Origin of the sequence: Vibrio sp. MEBiC08052, assembly GCF_001506075.1 — a bacterium.
Classification (GTDB): domain Bacteria; phylum Pseudomonadota; class Gammaproteobacteria; order Enterobacterales; family Vibrionaceae; genus Vibrio.
This window is the reverse complement of record NZ_KQ947475.1, coordinates 2,783,467-2,805,142: the sequence shown is the minus strand read 5'-3', so window position 1 is coordinate 2,805,142 and position 21,676 is coordinate 2,783,467. Positions and strand designations below refer to the sequence as shown.

At 43.2% G+C, this 21,676-nt stretch carries 20 protein-coding genes and 1 tRNA gene; 12 read left to right on the top strand and 9 right to left on the bottom strand.

What is annotated here, in order from left to right; all coding sequences use genetic code 11:
- Window positions 1-67: 67 nt before the first annotated feature.
- From VRK_RS12245 to VRK_RS12235, 3 genes are all read left to right on the top strand, one after another.
- Entirely contained in the window at window positions 68-772 is a 705-nt protein-coding gene (locus tag VRK_RS12245) for a DUF2589 domain-containing protein (RefSeq protein WP_197413100.1), read from the top strand.
- A 118-nt stretch (window positions 773-890) separates the two neighbouring features.
- On the top strand, window positions 891-1,133 hold the full coding sequence (locus VRK_RS12240) for a hypothetical protein (RefSeq protein ID WP_059121624.1): 243 nt from the start codon (window positions 891-893) through the stop codon (window positions 1,131-1,133).
- Between the two features lie 20 nt (window positions 1,134-1,153).
- A complete protein-coding gene (locus VRK_RS12235; RefSeq protein WP_059121623.1) occupies window positions 1,154-1,636 on the top strand; it encodes a hypothetical protein in 483 nt (160 codons plus the stop codon).
- Between the two features lie 19 nt (window positions 1,637-1,655).
- On the opposite strand, the gene VRK_RS12230 is transcribed toward VRK_RS12235, so the two are convergent.
- Window positions 1,656-3,413 (bottom strand): lysophospholipid acyltransferase family protein, encoded by a 1,758-nt coding sequence (locus VRK_RS12230; RefSeq protein WP_059121622.1) that lies wholly within the window; start codon window positions 3,411-3,413, stop codon window positions 1,656-1,658.
- A 488-nt stretch (window positions 3,414-3,901) separates the two neighbouring features.
- Between VRK_RS12230 and VRK_RS12225 the strand changes: the two genes are divergently transcribed.
- Together VRK_RS12225 and VRK_RS12220 are read left to right on the top strand one after the other, a co-directional pair.
- Window positions 3,902-5,869, top strand: coding sequence for an LTA synthase family protein (locus VRK_RS12225; protein WP_157371906.1), 1,968 nt, complete (start codon window positions 3,902-3,904; stop codon window positions 5,867-5,869).
- Between the two features lie 192 nt (window positions 5,870-6,061).
- Window positions 6,062-6,370, top strand: a complete 309-nt coding sequence (locus VRK_RS12220) for a hypothetical protein (protein ID WP_059121620.1) — start codon at window positions 6,062-6,064, stop codon at window positions 6,368-6,370.
- 234 nt (window positions 6,371-6,604) lie between these two features.
- On the opposite strand, the gene VRK_RS21435 is transcribed toward VRK_RS12220, so the two are convergent.
- A complete protein-coding gene (locus VRK_RS21435) occupies window positions 6,605-6,835 on the bottom strand; it encodes a hypothetical protein (protein ID WP_231735766.1) in 231 nt (76 codons plus the stop codon).
- 101 nt (window positions 6,836-6,936) lie between these two features.
- Window positions 6,937-7,581 (bottom strand): DsbA family protein, encoded by a 645-nt coding sequence (locus VRK_RS12210; protein ID WP_197413099.1) that lies wholly within the window; start codon window positions 7,579-7,581, stop codon window positions 6,937-6,939.
- A 412-nt stretch (window positions 7,582-7,993) separates the two neighbouring features.
- Between VRK_RS12210 and VRK_RS12205 the strand changes: the two genes are divergently transcribed.
- Complete coding sequence (locus VRK_RS12205; protein ID WP_059121618.1) at window positions 7,994-8,332, top strand: hypothetical protein; 339 nt, start codon at window positions 7,994-7,996, stop codon at window positions 8,330-8,332.
- A gap of 159 nt (window positions 8,333-8,491) precedes the next feature.
- Here VRK_RS12205 and VRK_RS12200 read toward each other — a convergent pair whose 3' ends face one another.
- Complete coding sequence (locus tag VRK_RS12200; RefSeq protein ID WP_059121617.1) at window positions 8,492-8,725, bottom strand: DUF2789 domain-containing protein; 234 nt, start codon at window positions 8,723-8,725, stop codon at window positions 8,492-8,494.
- Between the two features lie 321 nt (window positions 8,726-9,046).
- Between VRK_RS12200 and VRK_RS12195 the strand changes: the two genes are divergently transcribed.
- Window positions 9,047-9,394, top strand: coding sequence for a hypothetical protein (locus VRK_RS12195; RefSeq protein ID WP_059121616.1), 348 nt, complete (start codon window positions 9,047-9,049; stop codon window positions 9,392-9,394).
- 759 nt (window positions 9,395-10,153) lie between these two features.
- Window positions 10,154-11,968, top strand: a complete 1,815-nt coding sequence (locus tag VRK_RS12190) for an RICIN domain-containing protein (protein ID WP_197413098.1) — start codon at window positions 10,154-10,156, stop codon at window positions 11,966-11,968.
- Window positions 11,969-12,203: 235 nt separating this feature from the next.
- Here the strand turns inward: VRK_RS12190 and VRK_RS12185 are convergent, their stop codons facing one another.
- Both VRK_RS12185 and VRK_RS12180 read right to left on the bottom strand, forming a co-directional pair.
- Window positions 12,204-12,797 carry a hypothetical protein gene (locus tag VRK_RS12185; protein ID WP_059121615.1) on the bottom strand — a complete coding sequence of 198 codons (594 nt, stop codon included), beginning with the start codon at window positions 12,795-12,797 and terminating at the stop codon, window positions 12,204-12,206.
- 35 nt (window positions 12,798-12,832) lie between these two features.
- Complete coding sequence (locus VRK_RS12180; protein WP_157371905.1) at window positions 12,833-14,182, bottom strand: hypothetical protein; 1,350 nt, start codon at window positions 14,180-14,182, stop codon at window positions 12,833-12,835.
- A gap of 512 nt (window positions 14,183-14,694) precedes the next feature.
- On the opposite strand from VRK_RS12180, the gene VRK_RS12175 reads away from it, so the two are divergent.
- The 4 genes from VRK_RS12175 to VRK_RS12165 all read left to right on the top strand — a co-directional run bounded on the left by VRK_RS12175 (window position 14,695) and on the right by VRK_RS12165 (window position 17,046).
- Window positions 14,695-14,958 (top strand): hypothetical protein, encoded by a 264-nt coding sequence (locus VRK_RS12175; RefSeq protein WP_231735765.1) that lies wholly within the window; start codon window positions 14,695-14,697, stop codon window positions 14,956-14,958.
- A complete protein-coding gene (locus VRK_RS12170; protein WP_231735764.1) occupies window positions 14,955-15,902 on the top strand; it encodes a replication endonuclease in 948 nt (315 codons plus the stop codon). The genes VRK_RS12175 and VRK_RS12170 overlap by 4 nt, the downstream gene beginning before the upstream one ends.
- Window positions 15,903-15,910: 8 nt before the next feature.
- Window positions 15,911-16,210 carry a hypothetical protein gene (locus tag VRK_RS21430; RefSeq protein ID WP_231735763.1) on the top strand — a complete coding sequence of 100 codons (300 nt, stop codon included), beginning with the start codon at window positions 15,911-15,913 and terminating at the stop codon, window positions 16,208-16,210.
- A gap of 218 nt (window positions 16,211-16,428) precedes the next feature.
- Window positions 16,429-17,046 (top strand): LysE family translocator, encoded by a 618-nt coding sequence (locus VRK_RS12165; protein ID WP_059121613.1) that lies wholly within the window; start codon window positions 16,429-16,431, stop codon window positions 17,044-17,046.
- 552 nt (window positions 17,047-17,598) lie between these two features.
- On the opposite strand, the gene VRK_RS12160 is transcribed toward VRK_RS12165, so the two are convergent.
- From VRK_RS12160 to dnaG, 3 genes are all read right to left on the bottom strand, one after another.
- Window positions 17,599-17,675: transfer RNA gene (locus VRK_RS12160), tRNA-Ile, on the bottom strand.
- Between the two features lie 145 nt (window positions 17,676-17,820).
- Entirely contained in the window at window positions 17,821-19,716 is a 1,896-nt protein-coding gene (rpoD, locus tag VRK_RS12155) for an RNA polymerase sigma factor RpoD (protein WP_059121612.1), read from the bottom strand.
- 98 nt (window positions 19,717-19,814) lie between these two features.
- Entirely contained in the window at window positions 19,815-21,581 is a 1,767-nt protein-coding gene (gene dnaG / locus VRK_RS12150; protein WP_059121611.1) for a DNA primase, read from the bottom strand.
- Window positions 21,582-21,676 lie beyond the last annotated feature (95 nt).

Sequence of the window (21,676 nt, the reverse complement as noted above, 5' to 3'; positions counted from 1 at the left end):
CTGCGGGAACCATGTCTGTGATGACTAAAGCGCAGACGTTTACTTTATATACAGATAAGGAGTCTTTATGGCAGTCACTTCAGGGCCGGGTCTGGTCTCAATGGCACAACAATTTAGTGGTCTCCCGATGGGAGATCTGATCGGCGGGCCATTGATGGCCGCGGCTGAGGCGAACAATAAAATGGCAATGACGCAGGTAAAGTTCATGCTCGATAGCTGTTTCAGTAAGCAGGCCGTTAAGGGGGACGGTGGTGATAAGGACGACAATTCACGTTCTGAATATCAGCCGGTGATGGTGGAGCTCAAACTTAAACGCCCGATCATTACCACGACCAAAGGCAAGGATGAAGGGAAATCGACCGTCAGTACGGATACCGCCGAATCATCGATTTCGATTCCGCTACTGACACTGTTACCTCTCAATGCACTGGCAGTCGATGACGTCAGCATTGAATTCAATATGGAGGTGAAATCCAGCTTCGCAAATGAACAAAGTCAGCAAGAAAAAGAGAATATGAGTGCTCAGGGCAGTTTTGAAGCCAAGATTGGCTATGGCCCTTTCTCAGCCAGCGTGAGTGGCAGCGTGTCGAAATCTTCTGAAAAGAGCAACAGCAATACGGAAAAGTATGAAAAGAGTAATAAAGCGAGTTATGACGTCAAGGTTCATGCCGGTCAATTGCCGTTGCCTGAAGGCGTGGGCGTGATCATTAAGGCTTATACCGACAATATTGCACCGATTATGATCACCCAAAACGGAGAATCATCACAGTAGTGATGACGCAACCTCACTTGGCCAGCCTTCTAGTCTATGCCCTGGGGCTGGCCCTTTTTCTACGTTGATTATTTCTCTATTTCTCTATTTCTCTATTTATCTGAACAGAGGTGCTTCCATGAATACGCAATTGCCTTGTCCGACTTGCCTTGAAAACGGTAAGAAAAGTATCATTTACATTGAGCCTGAACTGCTGTTATCCGGTGCGCATTTTTCGTGTCCGGTTTGTCATAGCTCGGTGGCGCTGTCAGTCAGTAGTTATCCTGTTTATCGTCAGGGGTTGGATAAGTATCGTCAGTATCAAATAGTGACCAATGGGCTGAAAGCTGAAGGTGAGCGGCCGAAACTCAATCGTGGCTAACCGGGATCAAGGTGTGAGCGATGAAGATAAAGTCTGTGAAGGTGAAGTCCCATTCTTCCGGTGCACTGGCTGAATGGTTGATGCGAGATATTCTCCGGGCCAAAGCACGTACGGAAGATGAAAAGTTTTCACCGCTTCAGGATTATTTTTCCGTTGATGATGAGGCGATGATGACAGCCAAGCCTGTCGGGATAAAAATGCCCTGTATCACTGATGAAGGGATTCGTTATCAGGTTCAATGGATACCGTTATACATGTTGTGTCCGTGTCGTTTTTTCAAAGTTGAGAGCTTGTCGCTTGAGTTGAATGCCTACCTTGAACAAAGCGACCGACACAACACCACAGAGGTTATGCCGCAGGTGACGTTATCCAAAAAATCACGCTGGTGGTCGAATAATACACCGGTCAAAATATCACTACAGTTTTCGGAGTCATCGGGGCACAGTATCTCTATCGAGAGTGATGACATCCTGCCCACAGTGCCATCCCCAGAGACAGATTGACTCTGGGGAGCATTGCATTTTATACCGCATGATATGCCAGATAAGCTTTGGTCGGAGCGCTGCCCATATAGCGGGTTAAGGTTTTTTCTGAAACCTGGCGGAGATCAACCACAATCAGGCCGTCCAGCGAATCATTAAAATCCGGATCAACATTGAAGCAGGCAAATTTGCCGTTCAGTCCTAAATATTGACGCAATAGCACCGGTACACCTTTCCCTTCATCAATTCGGGCAATGACTTTGGACAGAAGTTGTAAGTCCGCCAGTGCACTGAGCAGATGAATATTCCAGTCGTGGTATTTGTGGGTCGGCAGTGGATTGGTGGGTTTGACTAATTGCGCCTGCTCAGGATCGTAGTAATTTAAAGTCATGGTTTGTGCCAGTAATTGACGGGCATCATCACTATATTCATTACTGATACTGACCGGACCAAACAGGTGAGTATACTGTGGATGACGGGTCACGAATGTGGCAATCCCTTTCCAGAGGAGTAGCAGTGATGCCATGCTCTTCTGATAAGATTGCGCGACAACGGAGCGGCCCATCTCTATTGATTTACCCATTTGATGGATAAACTGAGGATCGTAGTTGAACAGGGTACTGGAATAGAGCCCGGCCAGACCATGTTCCGCCATCAGTTGATCAACCAGACCTAAGCGATAGGCACCGACTAGTTCATCGGCTTCCCGATCCCAGATAAACAAGTGGAAGTAATGACGATCGAATTTATCAATATCCAGCGCCAGCCCCGTTCCTTCACCAACCTGACGGAAATTGATCTCCCGAACGCGACCAATTTCGTGCATGATGCATGGAATGGATGCTGCTTTGGCGCAATACACATCAAATTCATTGTATTGCAATATATGTTCTTCAGCGGATAACCGAGCCAGATCACTTTTCAGATCATCAAGCGGTAAACGAGGTGCGACAGGGGGGAGGGTGAGATCTCCATCTTGCTTATTGCGTTGTTTTTGGGTCGCCGGATTGAGCAGATAGGTATTAAAGCGCAGATAATGGACTAACTGCTCATCATTCAGTGGTGTGATTTCTTTATACTGAATCGGCTGACCGATAGCGATCTCGATAGCGCGGGATTTTTTATTGAGGAGTTCCCGTCCGAGCATCAGCGTTCTCAATAGCGGGTGAATTTTGCCTGCCATATAGAAACGCTTGGAGTTTTGCCCGTTAATAAAGATAGGTACTGACGTTGCGTGGTGTTTTTTAATTAAGCGGCTGACAGACGTGCTCCACGCTTTATCCTGTAGCCGTTGTTGTTTGATATCGACCAGGTGAGACACTTCTCCGGCAGGGAAAATCAGCATTAAGCCGCCCTGTTCCAGATGACGATGTGCTGCGCGCATTGCCTTCAGATTTGCCTGTTGTGCCTGGTTGGTGTTGAAGACATCAACCCCGATAAACAGCGAATCTAACTCGGGAACCGTTTTCAGATAGTGATTGGCGAGAATCTGTACATCGGAACGAATTTGTAACAGCATTTCAGCCAAAATGACGCCTTCAACACATCCGAGCGGATGGTTGGCGACCACAACGGTAGGGCCGGAAGCTGGAATATGATTGAAGTCCCCTTTAATCACCCGATAATCGATACCTAAAATTTCCAAAGTGAATCTTAAAAAGGTCTGGGTATCACAGTTTGCCGGACGTTGCGCATAAAACTTATCTAATTTCGTTAAGCCTGTTGCCCATTCCGCAATATGTTCTCCGACACCGAATGGCGTCTTTTTGGGTAGCTTAAAAGGACTGTTCGCTAGCATATCAACCTCGAATCATGATTATGATCCCCATGCTAGGGTGGTTTTGTTGCAGATGCGCTTCAGTTTTATGAGGCTTTCGTGTCATGCGGGTGACGCTCTGATGACTCTATTGTTGCAACATGATGAATGCCTGTTAATTTGAACTGTTGCTGTGTATCACCCATGATGAGATCAAAATCATGGGTGAATGTCAGTGTGATGCTACTGCGAAAATCGATCACACATGTAGACTATGCCTTTGTATTTTGTCCAAGCTTTTCTATATTTAGGGATTATCTGCAAGTTCAATGAATGTTGTGATAAGCAGCGTTTGACCGGTTTTGTCTCTGAAATAGATGTAAATTTGGTTTTATATATGTGAGTTATCTGAATTTATTTCAGATTTGTTGGTCGAACGACAACAAGGTGTTGGATTCTGAGCTTGAAATGATTCTTGATGGTCATTTTTGTCAGAGGGGAGCATCAGTATATCTTTGAGGGAATTGACATTGTATAAAGTAAAAGTCTTGTTGGGGCCGTTATATCCGATTGTTAGCGCCGCGATTGTTTTTATTCTTCTTTTTACGATTTCCCGTTTGGGTTTGTCGTTATGGCAGATTGAACGCGTGAATGATGCCCAAGGATGGGGAAATATTTTCTTGGGAGGTTTACGGGTTGATGTGTCATCGATCTGTTATTTGTTGATCTTACCTGCACTTCTTTCTGCTCTGTTTTCAGGGGATCATCTGATTGGACGCTGCTGGCATGTGATTCTCCGCATCTGGCTGACTGCCGGATTATGGTTGGTTGTGTATATGGAGGTGGCAACCGTTCCGTTTATTCAAGAGTATGATCTTCGTCCGAATCGATTATTTGTTGAGTATCTGATCTATCCGAAAGAAGTTTTTGGGATGCTTTGGAGCGGCTATAAACTGGAGCTGCTGATTGGTCTGATTACGTCGGTGTTGACGATTTTTATCGGCTGGCGCTGGTCGAAAAAATTGGTAACGGGTCTTTCTTTCCCTCGCTGGTACTGGCGTCCGGTGATTGCTGTCGGCGTGGTTGCGTTGGGCTTGATGGGAGCCCGGTCGAGCTTTGAGCATCGTCCGATGAATCCGGCTATGGTGGCTTTTTCCAGTGATCCATTGATGAATGATTTTGCCCTAAACTCTTCTTATTCGGTGATCTTTGCTGCCAAACAGATGGGCTCTGAAGCGAGTGCATTTCAGTTTTATCCGAAAATGGCCAAAGACAAAATTATCGAAGAAGTGAAAGCTTCAATGAATGTTGCACCGCAAGATTTTGTGCCGGGTGACAGACCGACATTAGCCAGTCATCAGGCCCAGTATCAGGGTAAGCCAAAGAATATTGTGATTTTGCTATTAGAGAGTCATGGTGCGCAATTTGTCAGCCGTCTCGGGGGAATTAATGCTTCTCCTAATATCGATCACTTAATCGATGAAGGCTGGGCTTTTACCCGCATGTACGCCACGGGAACCCGTTCTGTCCGTGGGATCGAAGCCGTGACGACTGGGTTTACACCGACACCGGCACGTGCGGTCGTGAAACTGGGTAAAAGTCAGACCAACTTTTTCACGCTTGCCGACCTTCTGAAAAAACGGGGTTATCATACACAGTTCATTTACGGTGGAGAGAGCCATTTTGACAATATGAAAAGCTTTTTCCTTGGTAATGGCTTTGTTGATATGCAGGATTTTCCAACCTTTAAGTCTCCAGAATTTGTTGGATCATGGGGCGCTTCCGATAGCGACTTGTACAAAAAAGCGGATGAACAGTTTACTCAACTGGATGCGCAGGATAAGCCTTTCTTTAGTTTAGTTTTCTCCTCATCCAATCACACACCGTATGAGTTTCCGGATCGACCGTTCGAACTGTATAACCAGCCGAAAAATACCCAGGAAAATGCAGTCAAATATGCTGATTATGCTTTGGGCCAATTTGTGAAGCAGGCGAAGCAGTCTTCGTACTGGAATGACACGATCTTTGTCGCTGTTGCTGACCATGATGCCCGTACCAGCGGTAATTTACCGGTACCGATTGGTCACTTTAAAATCCCTGCGATCATCTTTGGTGGTGGCATTGAACACCGACTCGATGATCGTTTGGTCAGCCAGATCGACCTGCCACCGACGCTATTATCTCTGGCCGGGATCAGTAGTATCAATCCGATGGTCGGCAATGATATGACCAAAACGGTACCAGTCGATAAGCAGCGGGCGTTGATGCAACGGGATAAGAACTTTGGTTGGATGACCGCTGATAATCAAGTCGTGGTGATTCGTCCCGAGCAGGGGATTACCACGTATCAGTATGATCCGCAACACGATACGTTATCCGATCATCCGGTGGCCGAGTCGATCGTCGAGAGAGCGCACGCTTACGCCATGTGGGGAAGTCTGGCCTTTCAGGATAATTATTATCAGGCGCAAGATGATTATCATGAATCTCAGCACTAGCTGATTGTCGCGGGGGCTCAAACGATGCCCCCGTTTCAACAAACGGTTCAGCGTGGATAGATTGGTCGCCATGATTGGCGAATAGCGTTGAGCGGGGATTTCGATGATCATCGTGGCAATCATGCAGATTGTTTCAATAAGTCATTCAGTTTGACCTACACTTTAGGCATGTAGGTTGAATCGGACAGATTGATGACAGAGCAAAATATCGGACAAATACTCCAGTCTTTCAATAATATAGAATCTCGAATTCAAGAGCAGAATTCCATGCTCCGAGAGCTGACCGCGAAAGTGAAATCGCTGGAAGCTCAGAATAAGCAATTGGTTCAAATGATCCACCAATTACAATCTGCAGCATCCACACCGCCTGAACTACCGGGCCAAAACAAAGCTGAGTTTCAGGAGAACGTTACCCGTAGTCTGCGTTCGATTGAAGATAAGTCGAAGAAAGCGATTGAGCTGATTAAAGCCAATGGTGGTAAAAAACGGGCTTGGCCGTAATCGAGAGGATGATCAATCGGCCTGTCGGATCGTGAAAAAGAGTGTGATATAAAGGTGTAAAAAAGCAGCATAGTGCTGCCTGAAATTTTTTATTTTGAACAATTTGCATCTACGATGCCGCTTGTTTGATCAAATTTTTGCCATGCGCCAGTGTCATCTACGACAAGTATGGAAACAAGGCCAAAGTCGATAAATACGCGCAACAACGTAACGTGGTTGGATCAAATGACTTCGTTACAGGAATCGTGACTGAGTTGCAATTATCTTCTTCAACGCGAATTGTATAGTTTTGATTTTTTTGAATACTGTAATGACATTACCATCGCCAAGATATGCGTCATTCACATAGATCTTAGCTGCTGGGTTTTTACTACGGATCGATACTTGTTGACTTGTGCCGTTAAACATCGCTGCACAACCAGAAAGTGTGACAAGTAAGATAAAGCTGATTAAAAGTTTTTTCATGTTTCGCTCATGGTTTTTGCAAATCGCGGGACCAAGAACAAGTTCTAGAATAATAAAGCGACCATGGGGTCCACTGAATGATGGTCGCTTTCCTCAATATTTTATGTTAACAGTGCATCTAATTTTTGGTTCAGAATATCGAATGGTGTCCCCGTTGCAGGAAGTTGATATATATTGCTGCCATCAATAAAAAGCAGGGTCGGATATGATGCAACCCCAAGTTGATGGGCTATTGCGAAATCTTGCTTGGCTATCTTGATTGCTTTTCCATTGATTAGGTTTGTGCGTACAGCATCCGCATCAAGTCCGTGCGCTAAGGCTATTGCAGCGATCGTGTTGTGGTCGGAGAGGTCAAGACCTTGCTCATAAAATGCAGATTGTAGCGCGTGGGTCCACAATATTGAACGCTCCGGGGCTTGATCGCGTAAGGTGGCCAGAGCAACTGCTGCATCAAGCGAATTCAGCATATGACTGCCTTCTTTTAAAAGTTGCTGATACGGGGCACCAAAATTTGCACCGGTAAGCATCGTAATTTGTTCATTGGCCTGAGAGATATGTGGATAGTTGGAAATAGCCGTTGCTCTTTCTCCGGTAAATAAACCGCCACTGATAACTGTAAAATTGACGCGATGGCGGTTCGCGGCTTCAAATTCTTTCATGCGTTCAGAGAAGCCCCAACACCAGCCACAGTAGATATCCGTGACGTAAACGACTGAGCGTTCACCTAACGTTATTTCATTCATCATTCATCTCCAATAATGCTTTACTACACTTCGTTTTGTCTGTGGCGACTTTTATTTTGATATAAGAATCCGGCACTGTTGATATTGAAACACATTGTATCTGCATAATCAGCCTCGAAGTTCAAGAGAACTGTTTCAGCTTGGGCTGTCGTGATGAAAAGTGCAACCGCCGCTGTGATTATATAGTGATGTTAACTTCTTCCCGAAAACAGATGAATGCGAGCAGTCGTAAAAATATGTTTGAGTACAACTTATGATGTTCAATGTGCACTTGTGTGATATAAACATTGCGCATATAAAATGTGGTCATTTTATTTGGGAGTGTCTAGGTAAAGTTTGGTCGAAAAATATTTTTATCTTTTAAAAGGCTTATTGAAATCCAGACGCCAACGTTAAAACTATATATGGAGTATTTATGAAAAAGATTTTGATTTCCTTTCTCTGTCTTATGGTACATGTGAATGCATTCGCTTTAGACGCACAAGGAAATGGTAGTGGATGGATTAGTTTAGGTGTGCCAAATTATATTCATATGGGGACTGATGGTCGATTCTATCTAAATGGTACCAATCAAGGACGATGCGCAGGTGTTAGACCACAATATTTTAGATTAGATATGAGTAAACAGCATTTTAAAGAATTCTATTCATGGTTGCTTTCAATGCAAGTACAAAAGAAAGGTCTCGATTGTGTCGTTGATAGCGGTTGTGGCAGTAATGAGGTTTGGGTGACCTACTGCCGAGGTGGAATGTAGTCATATCAGTTTATCACCCCGACCACTTTCTTGGTTCTTTGGGCGCCGGCATAAATGAGCGTCACTATTACCTTAAAGTTGTCGGGGTATTGGTAGGAACATTCAAGTAAATAGCACTGACTGTACATTTAAGTATAAAAGAATACATGATTGAATCAGTTAGTCTCGCAGCATCACATCGAGCTGATCGACTAATTCTACCCAATTGGCATCTTCCTCTATAGCCTGTTTCAAAAAAGCCGATTGGGAAGCTGTCCAAAAGCTCGCTTCATGGATTGGTGTCGAATCTTGTGTATGTCGATGGTTATTCACAAAATATTTAATTTCTTCCGGTGAACTCCCTAGACCAAGCTGTTCGAATAGATCCGTTACGTCATGTTGAGATATTTCCATGGTCTGCCTTGCCTCCTTCGCTGTGTTCACTTACTTGAAGTATATACGCTGTTCAGGAAAGTGTTGGTCTTAATTTGACGTGGTTGTGTATGAGCCCTGAGTGAGCTAACTAAAGTGAAGGGGGCGGATATATTTATAAAGAAGTTTATTTTTGATAAAAATCAGATGCATTTCATTTAATGTATAATTACTTTTAACTATGTTATTTGTAATTGTTCTTATACATGAATTAATTAGGTTGGTATTAATTATTGTCTTTCTAAATTTATAGAGGTAATCTCTACTGAATCGTATTATTATATTGAATGATTGAGGGGTTTTATGAAAAAAATAGTGTTTATTTCAATTTTATTACTTTCATTTTCTGCAGCCGCTAAAGTTGGACAGAGAAATGAACTTACAATATTGCAGTGGCATCCTTCATCCACTTCAAGGATTTCCAACCCAGAGTATAATGGATTGACCAGAGTCTACTTTTTTACTAAAGGAGCTTGGGGTGGGACTGCATGTAGAAATGATGCCGCAGATATTAAAGCTGAAGATACTCACTTATTATCAGCAATGCTTGCTGCCTTTATGGCTGGTAAAAAAGTAAGCATAGAAGTTGATGATTCACTACCTAAAGTAGATAATGTATGTAAAATAACAGCAGCATTTATTAACAATTAACTTTAGTATCGAATTGGACAGTTTTTTCTGAAAATTACATTCTATGTAGTGGCTAATAAATATTAGCCACATTTTCTATAATATATTTCCCAGTTTCAATCTTTATTTTTGTACCCTAAATATATGACTCTATTCTTGATTAATTGAGTGGAATTAATGTTGGTGTTTATAAGGTTATTCTATTTCTACAATAAAATTCCCATTTTTTATTTTACGAAATGATTATCTATTGTAATAGCATAGTTATTTGGTCATTTGAATAGAGCAGTTGAGATATATCTCATAATATTACAGATGGCATGATGACAAAGCATATTCACTACCAAGTTTTGGCTAGAAGCAACTCAATTTGTTCTTAAGAAAACAACTCGGTCACAGAAGCGGCAAAGGTGATGAATATAGAGAATTCTATAATGGATCGATTGGTGCTTTAATTAATCATCTAGCGGATATTAAATTGACTAGCTCATCTTGAATTATTTCATAAAAATGAGAGGTTCTGCGCAAAAATAAACATTACAGTTATTTCAATAGTATATAGATATAAAAATATGTGATGCTTACTGTGTTTATTTGAATTAAAAATAAAACGATGTTTCATTTTGTTGTTTTTCTGTCCATTTCTTATACACTTCTTATTTTGATAAACAATAATTTTTATATATCAGTCGGCATCAGTGACAGACGGTTTCTGTCGTCGTTATCGATGGATATACCGAAAGCTTTACATCATGTGTGAACATAGAAGGAACCATAACTGTGAAGGTTTATAATGTTAAAAATAGGCATATTTTGCTTGCCGGTGTGATGGGCTCTGTCATGCTCAGTGGGCCGATTTATGCGGCAGATTACTGCACGGATCAACCCGTAGATGGCATTGTGTATAAAATTGTCAATTCTGGTGCTGACATGTTAGTCGCCGCGGAATCCACTGCCAAAAAAGCGAATATCGCAGCCCAAAAAAATACGGGGAGTGATTCTCAACGATTTATACTGAATCAGCAAAGTAATGGTTATTGGGCGATTCAGGCTTCCAATACCTCGTATGCGGTCACTGTAGAAGGCGGTTCAAAAAGTAATGGTGCGACTGTTCGACAGAATCCCTACAGCAATTCGTCAAGTCAGGAGTGGCAACTGGTTCAGGTGACATCAGGTACTTATCAGGGAACTTATAAGATCATCAATGCGAATTCGGCATTGTTGCTGACCGTTGCCGGGTCAACGGAAGGTTCTGATATTTATCAAAACCAAGATGCCGGTATTAGCTCTCAACGCTGGTGGCTTGAGCCTGTAACAAGAACGTGTGGATCTTCCGGTTCTGGTCGTACTTCATCTGCGGATATTTCAAGTTCTTCAGCTGCACCGACAGCGGTTGCTGCTCAACTTGCGGGAGCGAATCGTGAGCCGTTAACGAATGGCTATCCCTCTTTTATCAAACATGTTGATTCTGATGCCTCGGTCGTTTCTACACTGGCGGGACTGCTTGCTGCGATCGACGACGCAAAAGCCGGAGATGTCATCTATATGCGGAGCGGTACATACTATGCCTCAGAGACCATCAAGATTAAACGTAGTGGTACGGCATCGAAAGCGATTGTATTGAGTGCTTATCCCGGCGATAAACGCCCGGTGTTTGATTTCTCTGCTATGTCAGAGAAAAGTACCAACCGTGGCTTCCAACTGAGTGGAGACTATTGGCACTTATATGGCTTCGATATCAAAAAGGCAGGTGACAATGGGATGTACCTGACAGGTTCGCATAATACGATCGAGTTCATGAAGTTTTATGAGAACTCAGATACGGGGCTGCAAATCAGTAGTGGGGCTGCTTACAACTTCATCAAGAACTCTGATTCTTACTACAATGCCGATTCAACGCTTGAAAATGCCGATGGGTTTGCTGCCAAGCTAACCGTGGGAAGCGGAAACTACTTCTACGGTTGCCGGGCATGGAACAATTTGGATGACGGTTTTGATGGTTACCTGCGTGATAACGGCAGCTCAGTGACCACAACGCTGGAATACACCTGGATGATTCGAAATGGTTATCAGAAAAATGGTGTGAAAGGTGCCGGGGATGGTAACGGTTTTAAAACCGGCGGAAGTGATGGTAAAGATTTAGCACACAACGGTGTTTATATTAATACGATCTCTGCGGGGAATACTGCGGATGGTTACGACCAAAATAGTAACCGAGGCACTGTCACGATTTACAATGCAATTGCTTATGACAATAACCGTAACTTTGGTTTAGGCGATGGCAGCTCACGTCAACTGAAGAATCTGACCATCAAAAACAGCATTTCTTTAGATGGTGATAACCGGGATAAGTTTGGCGCTGGTTCAACCAACATCACCAATAATAGCTGGCAGGATGGTCTTTCGTTTTCATCGTCTGACTTCGCAAGCATTAACATCGATGATTTACTGGCTGAGCGCCAAAGTGATGGTAGTTTACCCGTTGTTCAGTTCTTCCATTTGAAATCGGGAAGTGAACTGATTGATGCCGGTACAGATGTCGGCCTCAATTACAATGGCAAGGCACCTGATTTAGGTTCGTTTGAATCCAAATAAGCCGCACTCAATATTGTACTCGGGTATGTGTAAGGGCCGGATTTCCGGCCTTTTTTCATATCCGAAAGATAGTTTGGGACGTGTGTTTATAGCAGGAAGATATCAATGATTTTGCTATAAATAGAAATTAAATATCAAGATCTGCTTAATTTCTCTATACACAGGCATCAAGTATAGTTGAAAGGATGTATATAAATAACACAATTTATGTGGTGCCGCCTGTCTCTGCTATTCATTATTTGTTTACGTCACCACCAACTGCTGTCGATTGAACATTATGGCAATTGAAACTGGTTTTGAGTGCATCGATAACAGACTCATTCAGATTCTGGTCATCCCAGTCGAATTTCACATCTAACATATTTTTGTAGTCTTTATCCCACCCCAATGGAGGCTTGTAATTAAAAGTGATGGCAGAAACAGTGTCTTGTCCTACTAGATCCTTCATTCTGTTGATCATTTCTGGCCCGGTATAAGGAGAAGTTCCAGGTTCGGTCATAACAAAATGCCCGCCGACCTTATCACCACTACTTAACGTGATAGTTACAGCTAAGCAAGAGTCAATACCCGGGTAACGAATGATTTGAGTGCTCTTTACTCTTGTAGTATAACCTTCTTTTACTAGTACTATATTTTCAACCACTTCCAAGGTTTTAAGGCGCTGATGTACATCCGTTAGTTCCAGTTCAGTAAACTCATAAGTTTTAGGCGAAGCATTTTGCTCGATAAGCTTGATTTTATCACTGCGCAGTTCATGAGCCAAAGCTTCCATTTCTGTATAACTAAAGCTGGTATAATCGACTACTTGACCATTTTCTGTTCTTTTCATAATGGATAACTCCTAGTTCAATAATATCGCTCAAATTAGCCAAACAAGCATTTTAACATAACGGCTCTATTGATTTGGAAATGAGGATTTTCTTTGGTTTGGTCTTCAATATATTCGAAATCCCAGGCACGGTTATTCCAACTATCACTGGGGGTAAATTGATGAATATGGTAAAGTGGATGACCTTGAAAGCCATAGATCCTCTTTTCCAGACAATATTCCCCTATCCATGACGAACCTTTATGTCCGCTGGCATGCTTATTGAGCCGAGTGACCGAATTAAGCGGATTGACCGCCTGACGATTATCATTGGTTTGCTCGGCAACAGCTTCGGCCAGTTCATCTTCGACATAGGTCAATTGCTGTCGACAAAACATCTCATCAATAATTGAATTGGTTTTCATCATGAATGAGTGATTGTAATCGATATTGATATGCTGGCCATAAAAAGGCTCTTCGCGTTTTCTAAAATCAAAGAAATTATAATATTTCTCTCGGGTCATTTCATGGTAAGCATAGTTCGGCGCCAAATCTAATGCATCCAGAGTAAAACCATCGGCATCGCTAACATTGAGAACACCACCGTTAAATTCCATTGCGACGTAGTTATTTGTGGTTGAGAAGTTTTCATCGGCATATTTTTGAGTGGTGAATAACGACCCTCCAATGGCATACCACATGATCTGAGAGCCATAGCAATTGCCTAAATAGCGTGCCCTGTCATTAGCGATAATCGCCTTACATAGAAAAAGTTCGAACAGAATGCTAATCGTATCATTGACAGCGAAATTAAGTGTTAATTCTGCAGGTACTCGTTGCTGCCCTGTTTTGTCGACAATTTGAAATGAATCATCTGTCGCAACACTGACTTTATGACCAAAGCCGAGAAACTCAAGAGGCATATTTCGACCATTTGGGGCAATGACAAAGCAGGTGGGTACATACTCGTGTTTATCTTCTTTCATTAAACAATCGAGTACACTATTAGCATTGTTCTGAATTTTTTCGATTAAGCCTCGTCTTAATGCAGTCAGTACCTTACCATCAACTGTCTCGACGGTTCGACACCAGGCCCGCAAGAATTTATGTCTTTGAGCATTTGTCGTTAATCCGCTATAACATTCAGTTATTCGTGCGATATTCTGAAGATAGTTGGGGTTGGCATCGGCTATACTAGTATTTAAACCTATTAATTCCATCAAGTTATCATTAAAACCTGTATATAACCGAGCCGTAAGATAATCAAAATACAGCAGTTGAACACCAGCCAGAGCGGGATCATTTTCAATCCACGCTCTTAGGTAACCATACAGAATAATACTGTTGTCACAGGTTCGACTATTAGCCAACAGGACTATCCTGCGACCAGTCACTTTCTTTTTCAAAATCCTATCCTTCTGAGATGAGTACCGTATTCAGCAGTCTACTTACCCCCAGCACGTTATTATTGGTGAAATAGTGGAACAATTCGGATAAAAAAAGGAAATTCCGCTTGAATTGTATCTTACGCAGAAAGCGCGTGAATATCTGATGAAGTTTTAGGGTATCTGTACTGATGCAGATCATCAGGAACTATCTGATATTCTGTTTTATCTCAATTAATTTAATGAGTTACGAAGTCGAGCGATTAGTTGAGCTGGGATTCTAATGAAGGAAAAGATGACTACCAGAGCTACCCGTGGGGATTCTTTCTATTTGCTACACAGCCGATAGAAACAAGAAAGGCTTAGCATTAAATATAATGATAAGTATTTGATAAAATTTGCCTTTTTGGGATTAAAGTCAGGGCCTGCCGTTTATTAAAATCGGACGTTCGGTTCGTTACCTTAAAGAAGATTTAGACCGGTGGCTGGACAATCACACCAAGCTGAGCATCTGGCTCAGGAAGGGAGGTGTCGTGTCTGAATCAATCCCTCAACTGACTCAAGAGCAACACACTTTACTCAAATGGATGAAGAGCGGGCGGACGTTTAAAGTCTGCTCGGACTATGGGCCGATGAAAGGCGACATTCAACCGAAAACCCGGTTACCTGTACGAGTCTTTCAAGGCACGGTTGAAAAGCTCTATCAGGCCGGACTGATTCGTTTCACTCCGGTCAATTTCTTTGGTCAGCGTTGGGATGAGTTTTTCCTGACGCCAAAAGGGAAAGCCAGCCAATGACAAAAACAGATACCATGATTCAGACCGAGATTGACCTTTCATCAATCGCGTGGGATGACAGAGCCTTTGTTCAGCAAAGGCTTTTTTGCTTTCCGGTAGAAATACAAAAACTACTGCTGAAAGCGTATCTCAGCAAGTCAACCAAGTTTGAGCGCAATACCTATTTAAGAACGACCACCGAACAAATTGCGGCTAAGCTGTCCGTTCGTCAACTGGAATTGAATCTCAGTGAGGATGACTTACGCGAGAAAGCCAAGTATCTGGCTCAATCCGTGTTTGCTTTGCGTCGTCAATTTCTCAATGATGAACTCGCCCTTGAGACCGTCCGCGGCTTTATCCGTCAGCAAGGGATTACTCCCACAGAAACCTATTCCCTCAATGGTGAAATGGGCCGCTACGGTGATGCAAAGTGGTGGTTACGTAAACTGAGAAAATCGCTCAGACGCAATATTGAAACGGTGCTGCATCATCTCAATCAGGTGAACAAGAAAACCAGTTTGTATTGCTCTCGTCTGACGCTGAAAGCCCGTATCAGACAAAAAGCCTATCAACATAAATACTTATCGAATACCTTTGCTGTCAATGAGCAAGGCCAGCGCTTCTCATTACTGGAATTGTCACAAAAAGGGGTATCAGACCCGAAAATCAGAAAAGGCGAGCTGATGGTCAGAGCCAGAGGCTTTGAAGAGTTGGTGCAAGACTTAGGGCATGAAGCGACCTTTTTAACCATCACCTGCCCGTCAAAGTATCACCGTAGTTATTCCAAATCAGGTGCTATCAATCCCAAGTGGGAAGGATTGACCCCGTTAGATGGTCAGGCGTATCTCAATAAACAGTGGAAGCAGCGGCCAGAGTGGATGCATGGGCGGCCTGTTGGGGCATTCGTCAGTTTCAACAACTTGGCGGTTGTTCGGTCACGGTCTGGCGTGAATTGCGCAGATTAAAGGACATCATGGATTTACCGGAAAGAGCCACAATCATCGAAGCCGCAGACAAAGGCGACTGGAAGACTTACACGCTGCAAATGGGCGGTGTGTTTTGTGAACGCAAAGCACAGATATTCAAACCTTACTATGAGCTTTCCATCGACAAGGACACCGGAGCGGTGAAAAGTAGTCAATATTGTGATAACGAATTGGTCAGGGTTTTGAAAGGCGTCATCACTGCCGGACGTGAATTGATCACCCGCGTCTTCGCATGGCGGATAGAGTCCGAGCTGGCACCTTCTTTTCACTTGGAGTTCTGTGAATAAGTGTATTTTTGATTAAATGTGTAACTCGAAATTGCCCCATTCCGCGTTAACGAAGATGTCTCCTTAATCTGGGAGTAAGGCTGTTTTGCGTAAATTTAGCTAATCCATGGTAAGCACCGCTACTCACTAACACTCTGACTACAAATTGAAGTGACTAAAGAAACGGTGCATGATGGTTACAATCCAACCGGTTTGTTTAGATTTATGGAGATTAAATCATGGACTATTTGTTATTTTTGTTGATATGCATTGTAGCCACGTTTACACCCGGCCCTGCTATCTTTCTCGCTGTAAAGAATACCGCTATCTACGGATTAAAAAAGGCACTTTCGGGTATGCTTGGTAACGTGTTGGCTATGTTGAGTATGGCTGCGTTATCGGCTGCGGGGTTGAGTACGGTGATTCTCACTTCAGAATATCTGTATTTGGCTATAAAAATATTAGGTGGTTCGTATCTTATTTATCTTGGAATTCAGTATTGGATTTCGGACAAAAGTAAAGTTATTACCGAGGAAAGTTATACTACTTGTAAAAGCAATCTTCGCTTATTTTTAGAGTCCTACCTCGTAGGAGTAACTAATCCTAAAGCCATCGCATTTTACACAGCTTTATTTCCTCAGTTTTTAAACGTAGAACAACCAATTATGCCGCAGTTTTTTGCGCTTTCGCTGACGTTTGCTTGTTTTTCTTTCTCGGCCCTTTGTTCTTATGCTCTTGTTACATCTAAATTTGCAAGTTTGTTCTCCAGAAGTCATCTAAGCAGCTTAATTAACAGGGCTGCGGGTACAATATTTATTGGCTTTGGTATCTCACTGTTGTCGAGCAATAAAGCATAACTAGGCTATTTAAATCACGTTTTCGCGCTTGAGAGAGTCCAGTATTACCGCTAAGCGTTTTTTGTAACTAATAGGTGTCTAACACTGAGCCAGTTGATCAGGCTAGCTCAGATTTGTCCAGAATCGTTTTATCCATTTTTATGCAGCAAACAGTTAAGCCACTTTTCATCGCTGTCTTGCCTTTTATCACCAGTTACCCAAAATTCGGATATTTTCATCTGTGGAACTGCCTCTAAAGTTTTCTAGTGATAGGCCTACCTGATAGAACTCCATGAGCCTCTATTTCATTGAGAATATTAAACCAGTTTCTTTAAAAGGGTTGCAAGTATGAAAATAGGAGGGGAGGCTATGCTACACAGCTACACAGCTACACAGCTACACAGCTACACAGCTACACAGCTACACAGCTACACAGCTACACAGCTACACAGCTACACAGCTACACAGCTACACAGCACAAAATTCTTAGAAAATTTGCTACATATCTGCTACACAGAAGCTAGAAATAAAAAAGACTTAAGGTGAAAATCACACTTAAGTCTTTGATAAATATGGTGGGCCTTCCGGGACTTGAACCCAGGACCTGCCGATTATGAGTCGGATGCTCTAACCAACTGAGCTAAAGGCCCCTTAAGACGGACGATTATAGGGGATACGCCTGATGCTGTCTAGCCTCAATGATGACTAAATATGCTTATAATTTATTCACTTAAATCACAGTCAATAAAAAAGGTGAGCATTTGCTCACCTTTTGTTCATTACATTAAATCAGGCTTACTCATCTAAGAAACTGCGAAGTGTTTCTGAGCGACTTGGGTGTCGTAATTTACGCAGTGCTTTGGCTTCGATTTGACGAATCCGTTCACGGGTGACATCAAACTGTTTGCCAACTTCTTCAAGAGTGTGGTCTGTGTTCATGTCGATACCGAAGCGCATCCGAAGCACTTTTGCTTCGCGAGGTGTCAGACCTGCCAGAACATCACGCGTCGCAGCCTTTAAGCTGGTCGCAGTGGCTGAGTCAATTGGCAGATCCAGCGTGGTATCTTCAATGAAATCACCCAGATGCGAATCTTCGTCGTCACCGATTGGTGTCTCCATTGAGATAGGCTCTTTGGCAATTTTCAGCACTTTGCGGATTTTGTCTTCCGGCATTTGCATCCGCTCTGCCAGTTCTTCCGGCAGCGGCTCTCGACCCATTTCCTGAAGCATTTGACGAGAAATACGGTTCAGTTTGTTGATGGTTTCGATCATATGTACCGGAATACGAATCGTCCGAGCCTGATCCGCAATCGAGCGGGTAATTGCCTGACGAATCCACCAAGTTGCGTAAGTAGAGAACTTGTAACCACGACGGTATTCAAACTTATCAACAGCTTTCATCAGACCGATATTCCCTTCCTGAATTAAATCAAGGAATTGCAGGCCTCGGTTGGTGTATTTTTTCGCAATTGAAATTACCAGACGTAAGTTCGCTTCAACCATTTCTTTCTTGGCTCGACGCGCTTTCGCTTCACCGATAGACATGCGGCGGCTGATATCTTTGATCCGAACAACGCTTAAAGAAGTTTCTTCTTCAATCGCTCTGAGTTTCTGGATCGAACGACGGATGTCTTCTTCGCTCTTACGAATTTTGTCAACATAAGGCTTGTCAGATGCAAGAAGGGTATCTAACCAGTTTTCGTCAGACTCATGGCCGGTAAATGCAGTAATAAACGCTTTTTTCGGCATTTTGGCATGTTCAACCACATGCTTCATGATTAAGCGTTCTTGCGTTTTGACCCGATCCATCGAACCACGAAGTGTGTCAACCAGATTATCAAATTGTTTCGGTGTCAGACGGAACTCACGGAAGGCATCCAGAACCAGATCGGATGCTTGTGACGTTTGTTCATTCGACTCACCAAATTCATTCAACGCTAACTGGTAATCACGATATTTATTACGAAGATTATTGAACTTCTCTTGTGCTAGCTCAGGATCGATACCGACATCATCGTCACTATCATCATCGTCATTGCTATCACTCTCTTCATCTTCGTCATCTTCCTCCTCATCATCTTTATTCTTCGATGACAGAGGCATATCTTCATCGTCCAGATCCGCGCCAGTCAGTTCTGAACCGATATGGGTTGCAGTTGGTGATGTTGTTTCATCAGCATCTGGATCGACAAAGCCTGAAATCAAATCGGTCAGTCTTAACTCTTCAGTTTCAACTTTGTCGAATTGTTCAAGGATATAAGGAATTGTTCCCGGATATTCTGCAACAGCGCTTTGAACTTGGTTAATCCCTTCTTCAATGCGCTTTGCAATATCGATTTCACCTTCACGAGTGAGAAGCTCGACAGTTCCCATTTCACGCATGTACATGCGGACCGGATCTGTCGTACGGCCAATTTCACTTTCAACACTGGAGAGAGCTGCTGCGGCTGCTTCTGCAACATCTTCATCCGTAATGTTCGTATCATCATTCAGTGCCAGATCATCAGCATCAGGAGCAGTTTCCACTACTTTGATACCCATGTCGTTAATCATCTGAATAATGTCTTCTACCTGTTCAGAATCTACAATTTCTGCAGGGAGGTGGTCATTGACTTCAGCGTAGGTCAGATAGCCTTGTTCTTTGCCCTTAAGGACAAGTGATTTAAGCTGTGACTGCGGATTTTGATCCATAGACGGTATCCAACTTCATTTCTAGTGACGGAATTAGTATGCGGAATGCAAACCACGTATTCTAACAAATTAATCATTTGTTGGCTATAAATAAGGGATTACGCTTTCAAATCTAGCATTAACGCTAGCAGTTCCCTTTTCTCGTCAGCTGATAAACCAACGCTTCTCTCTTTTGCCTGCAGATTTTCAATTTGTTTTTCAACACACTGGGTAATAATTTTATCCAGTGAGTCTAAAAATATTTCTTCTTGATTGTCTTCTACGAGTGGGATATCCCAGCTGGCAAGACGTGATAGAAGAGGTTCATTTCGATGGCCTCGCCAGTTTTCAAGTAGCTGGCCTGTTGTTACATTGGGGTAATCTCGACATTTTTCAAGGACCTCAATAAATAAGCTCAAACCGGGAATATCAAGTGTCGCGATACTTGAAAGATCCGGTATTCTATCAGCATAGTTCGGATTTTGTAGAAGCAAAGCGATAACTTCTCTCATTGGCGTGCGCTTCATTTCCGTCTGTGGACGGATAGCCGGCGTTTGTTCCGAAATTTGCTTTTTATTCAATGCCGCCTGAATAGCATTGGCGCCGAGGCCGGTGCGTAATGACAATTCTTCCCACAGATAAATTTTCAGCGCCTCATCTTGAACCTGATTAATTAAAGGTTCTGCCAGGTGGACGACTCGAAAACGACCTTCCCGGCTGCTGTTGTCAACCACGCGTGCCATAAGTCCCTGAAACAGGAAATCAGAGAAAGGCATCGATTGCTGAACTTGTTGTTCGAATGCTTCTGTACCGTGTTGACGGATGTATGAGTCAGGATCTTCTTTGTCCGGTAAGAACATAAATTTCAGGGTTTTATTACCACTGAGTAGTGAGATCGCATTCTCTAATGCACGCCATGCGGCTTGCCGTCCGGCATTATCACCATCATAGCAACAAACGACAGCGTTAGTTTGTCGGAAAAGAACCTGCAAATGGTCGTTGGTTGTCGATGTTCCCAAAGACGCGACCGCATAATCAACGCCATACTGAGCCAGAGCAACGACATCCATGTAACCTTCAGTCACCAGAATTTGTGGCGGTTCACGATGCGCCTGAAGGACTTCGTATAAACCGTATAACTCTTTCCCTTTATGGAAAATATCGGTTTCCGGTGAGTTGAGATACTTGGGTGTCCCGTCCCCGAGGACTCGGCCCCCGAAGCCAATTACACGGCCGCGGCGATCCCTGATGGGAAACATGACTCGGCCTCGAAAACGGTCATAGCGACGCCTGTTGTCATTCTCAACCAGCATTCCCGCTGCGGTAAGCATCTGCTCTGATTCTGGCGAACGGGAAAAATTTTTATGAACCAGATCCCATTCATCAGCGACATAGCCGATCCCGAATTTTTGGACGATCTCCTTAGATAGTCCACGATTTTTTAAATAATCGATAGCCACTTTACTGCTGGAATGTCTGAGTTGGTGGCGGTAAAACTGTGCAATCTGTTCCATTAAATCATACAAGGTGCGCTTTTGTTCTTTGCGCGCCTGTGATTTTTGGGCATCGAATGGTGTTGCGCTTTTTTCTCTCGGTACTTCTAATCCAAGTAAGCCGGCTAACTCCTCAATGGCTTCGACGAACTCTAAACGTTCGTACTCCATCATGAAGTCGATGGCATTCCCATGCACACCACAGCCGAAGCAGTGATAAAACTGTTTGTCTTGACTGACACTAAAGGACGGGGTTTTTTCATTATGAAAAGGGCAGCAGGCGCTGTAGTTTTTACCCTTTTTTTTAAGTTTGACGCGAGCGTCGATAACATCGACGATATCCAGTCGAGCGAGTAAATCATTGATGAAGTTTCGAGGAATATACCCAGCCATAAGACCTGATAGCTAATGTTACTGTAGATAGCTAATTTACATGTTAGCGTGTATACAAACAAGCCGTGCCATATAGAATAGCACGGCTTGATGTT

Bases quoted from the DNA above. Each gene is read 5' to 3' on its own strand.
- VRK_RS12245 (WP_197413100.1), top strand. From the start codon at position 68: ATGGCAGTCACTTCAGGGCCGGGTCTGGTCTCAATGGCACAACAATTT.
- VRK_RS12240 (WP_059121624.1), top strand. From the start codon at position 891: ATGAATACGCAATTGCCTTGTCCGACTTGCCTTGAAAACGGTAAGAAA.
- VRK_RS12235 (WP_059121623.1), top strand. From the start codon at position 1,154: ATGAAGATAAAGTCTGTGAAGGTGAAGTCCCATTCTTCCGGTGCACTG.
- VRK_RS12230 (WP_059121622.1), bottom strand. From the start codon at position 3,413: ATGCTAGCGAACAGTCCTTTTAAGCTACCCAAAAAGACGCCATTCGGT.
- VRK_RS12220 (WP_059121620.1), top strand. From the start codon at position 6,062: ATGACAGAGCAAAATATCGGACAAATACTCCAGTCTTTCAATAATATA.
- VRK_RS21435 (WP_231735766.1), bottom strand. From the start codon at position 6,835: ATGAAAAAACTTTTAATCAGCTTTATCTTACTTGTCACACTTTCTGGT.
- VRK_RS12210 (WP_197413099.1), bottom strand. From the start codon at position 7,581: ATGATGAATGAAATAACGTTAGGTGAACGCTCAGTCGTTTACGTCACG.
- VRK_RS12205 (WP_059121618.1), top strand. From the start codon at position 7,994: ATGAAAAAGATTTTGATTTCCTTTCTCTGTCTTATGGTACATGTGAAT.
- VRK_RS12200 (WP_059121617.1), bottom strand. From the start codon at position 8,725: ATGGAAATATCTCAACATGACGTAACGGATCTATTCGAACAGCTTGGT.
- VRK_RS12195 (WP_059121616.1), top strand. From the start codon at position 9,047: ATGAAAAAAATAGTGTTTATTTCAATTTTATTACTTTCATTTTCTGCA.
- VRK_RS12185 (WP_059121615.1), bottom strand. From the start codon at position 12,797: ATGAAAAGAACAGAAAATGGTCAAGTAGTCGATTATACCAGCTTTAGT.
- VRK_RS12170 (WP_231735764.1), top strand. From the start codon at position 14,955: ATGACAAAAACAGATACCATGATTCAGACCGAGATTGACCTTTCATCA.
- VRK_RS21430 (WP_231735763.1), top strand. From the start codon at position 15,911: ATGGATTTACCGGAAAGAGCCACAATCATCGAAGCCGCAGACAAAGGC.
- VRK_RS12165 (WP_059121613.1), top strand. From the start codon at position 16,429: ATGGACTATTTGTTATTTTTGTTGATATGCATTGTAGCCACGTTTACA.
- rpoD (WP_059121612.1), bottom strand. From the start codon at position 19,716: ATGGATCAAAATCCGCAGTCACAGCTTAAATCACTTGTCCTTAAGGGC.
- dnaG (WP_059121611.1), bottom strand. From the start codon at position 21,581: ATGGCTGGGTATATTCCTCGAAACTTCATCAATGATTTACTCGCTCGA.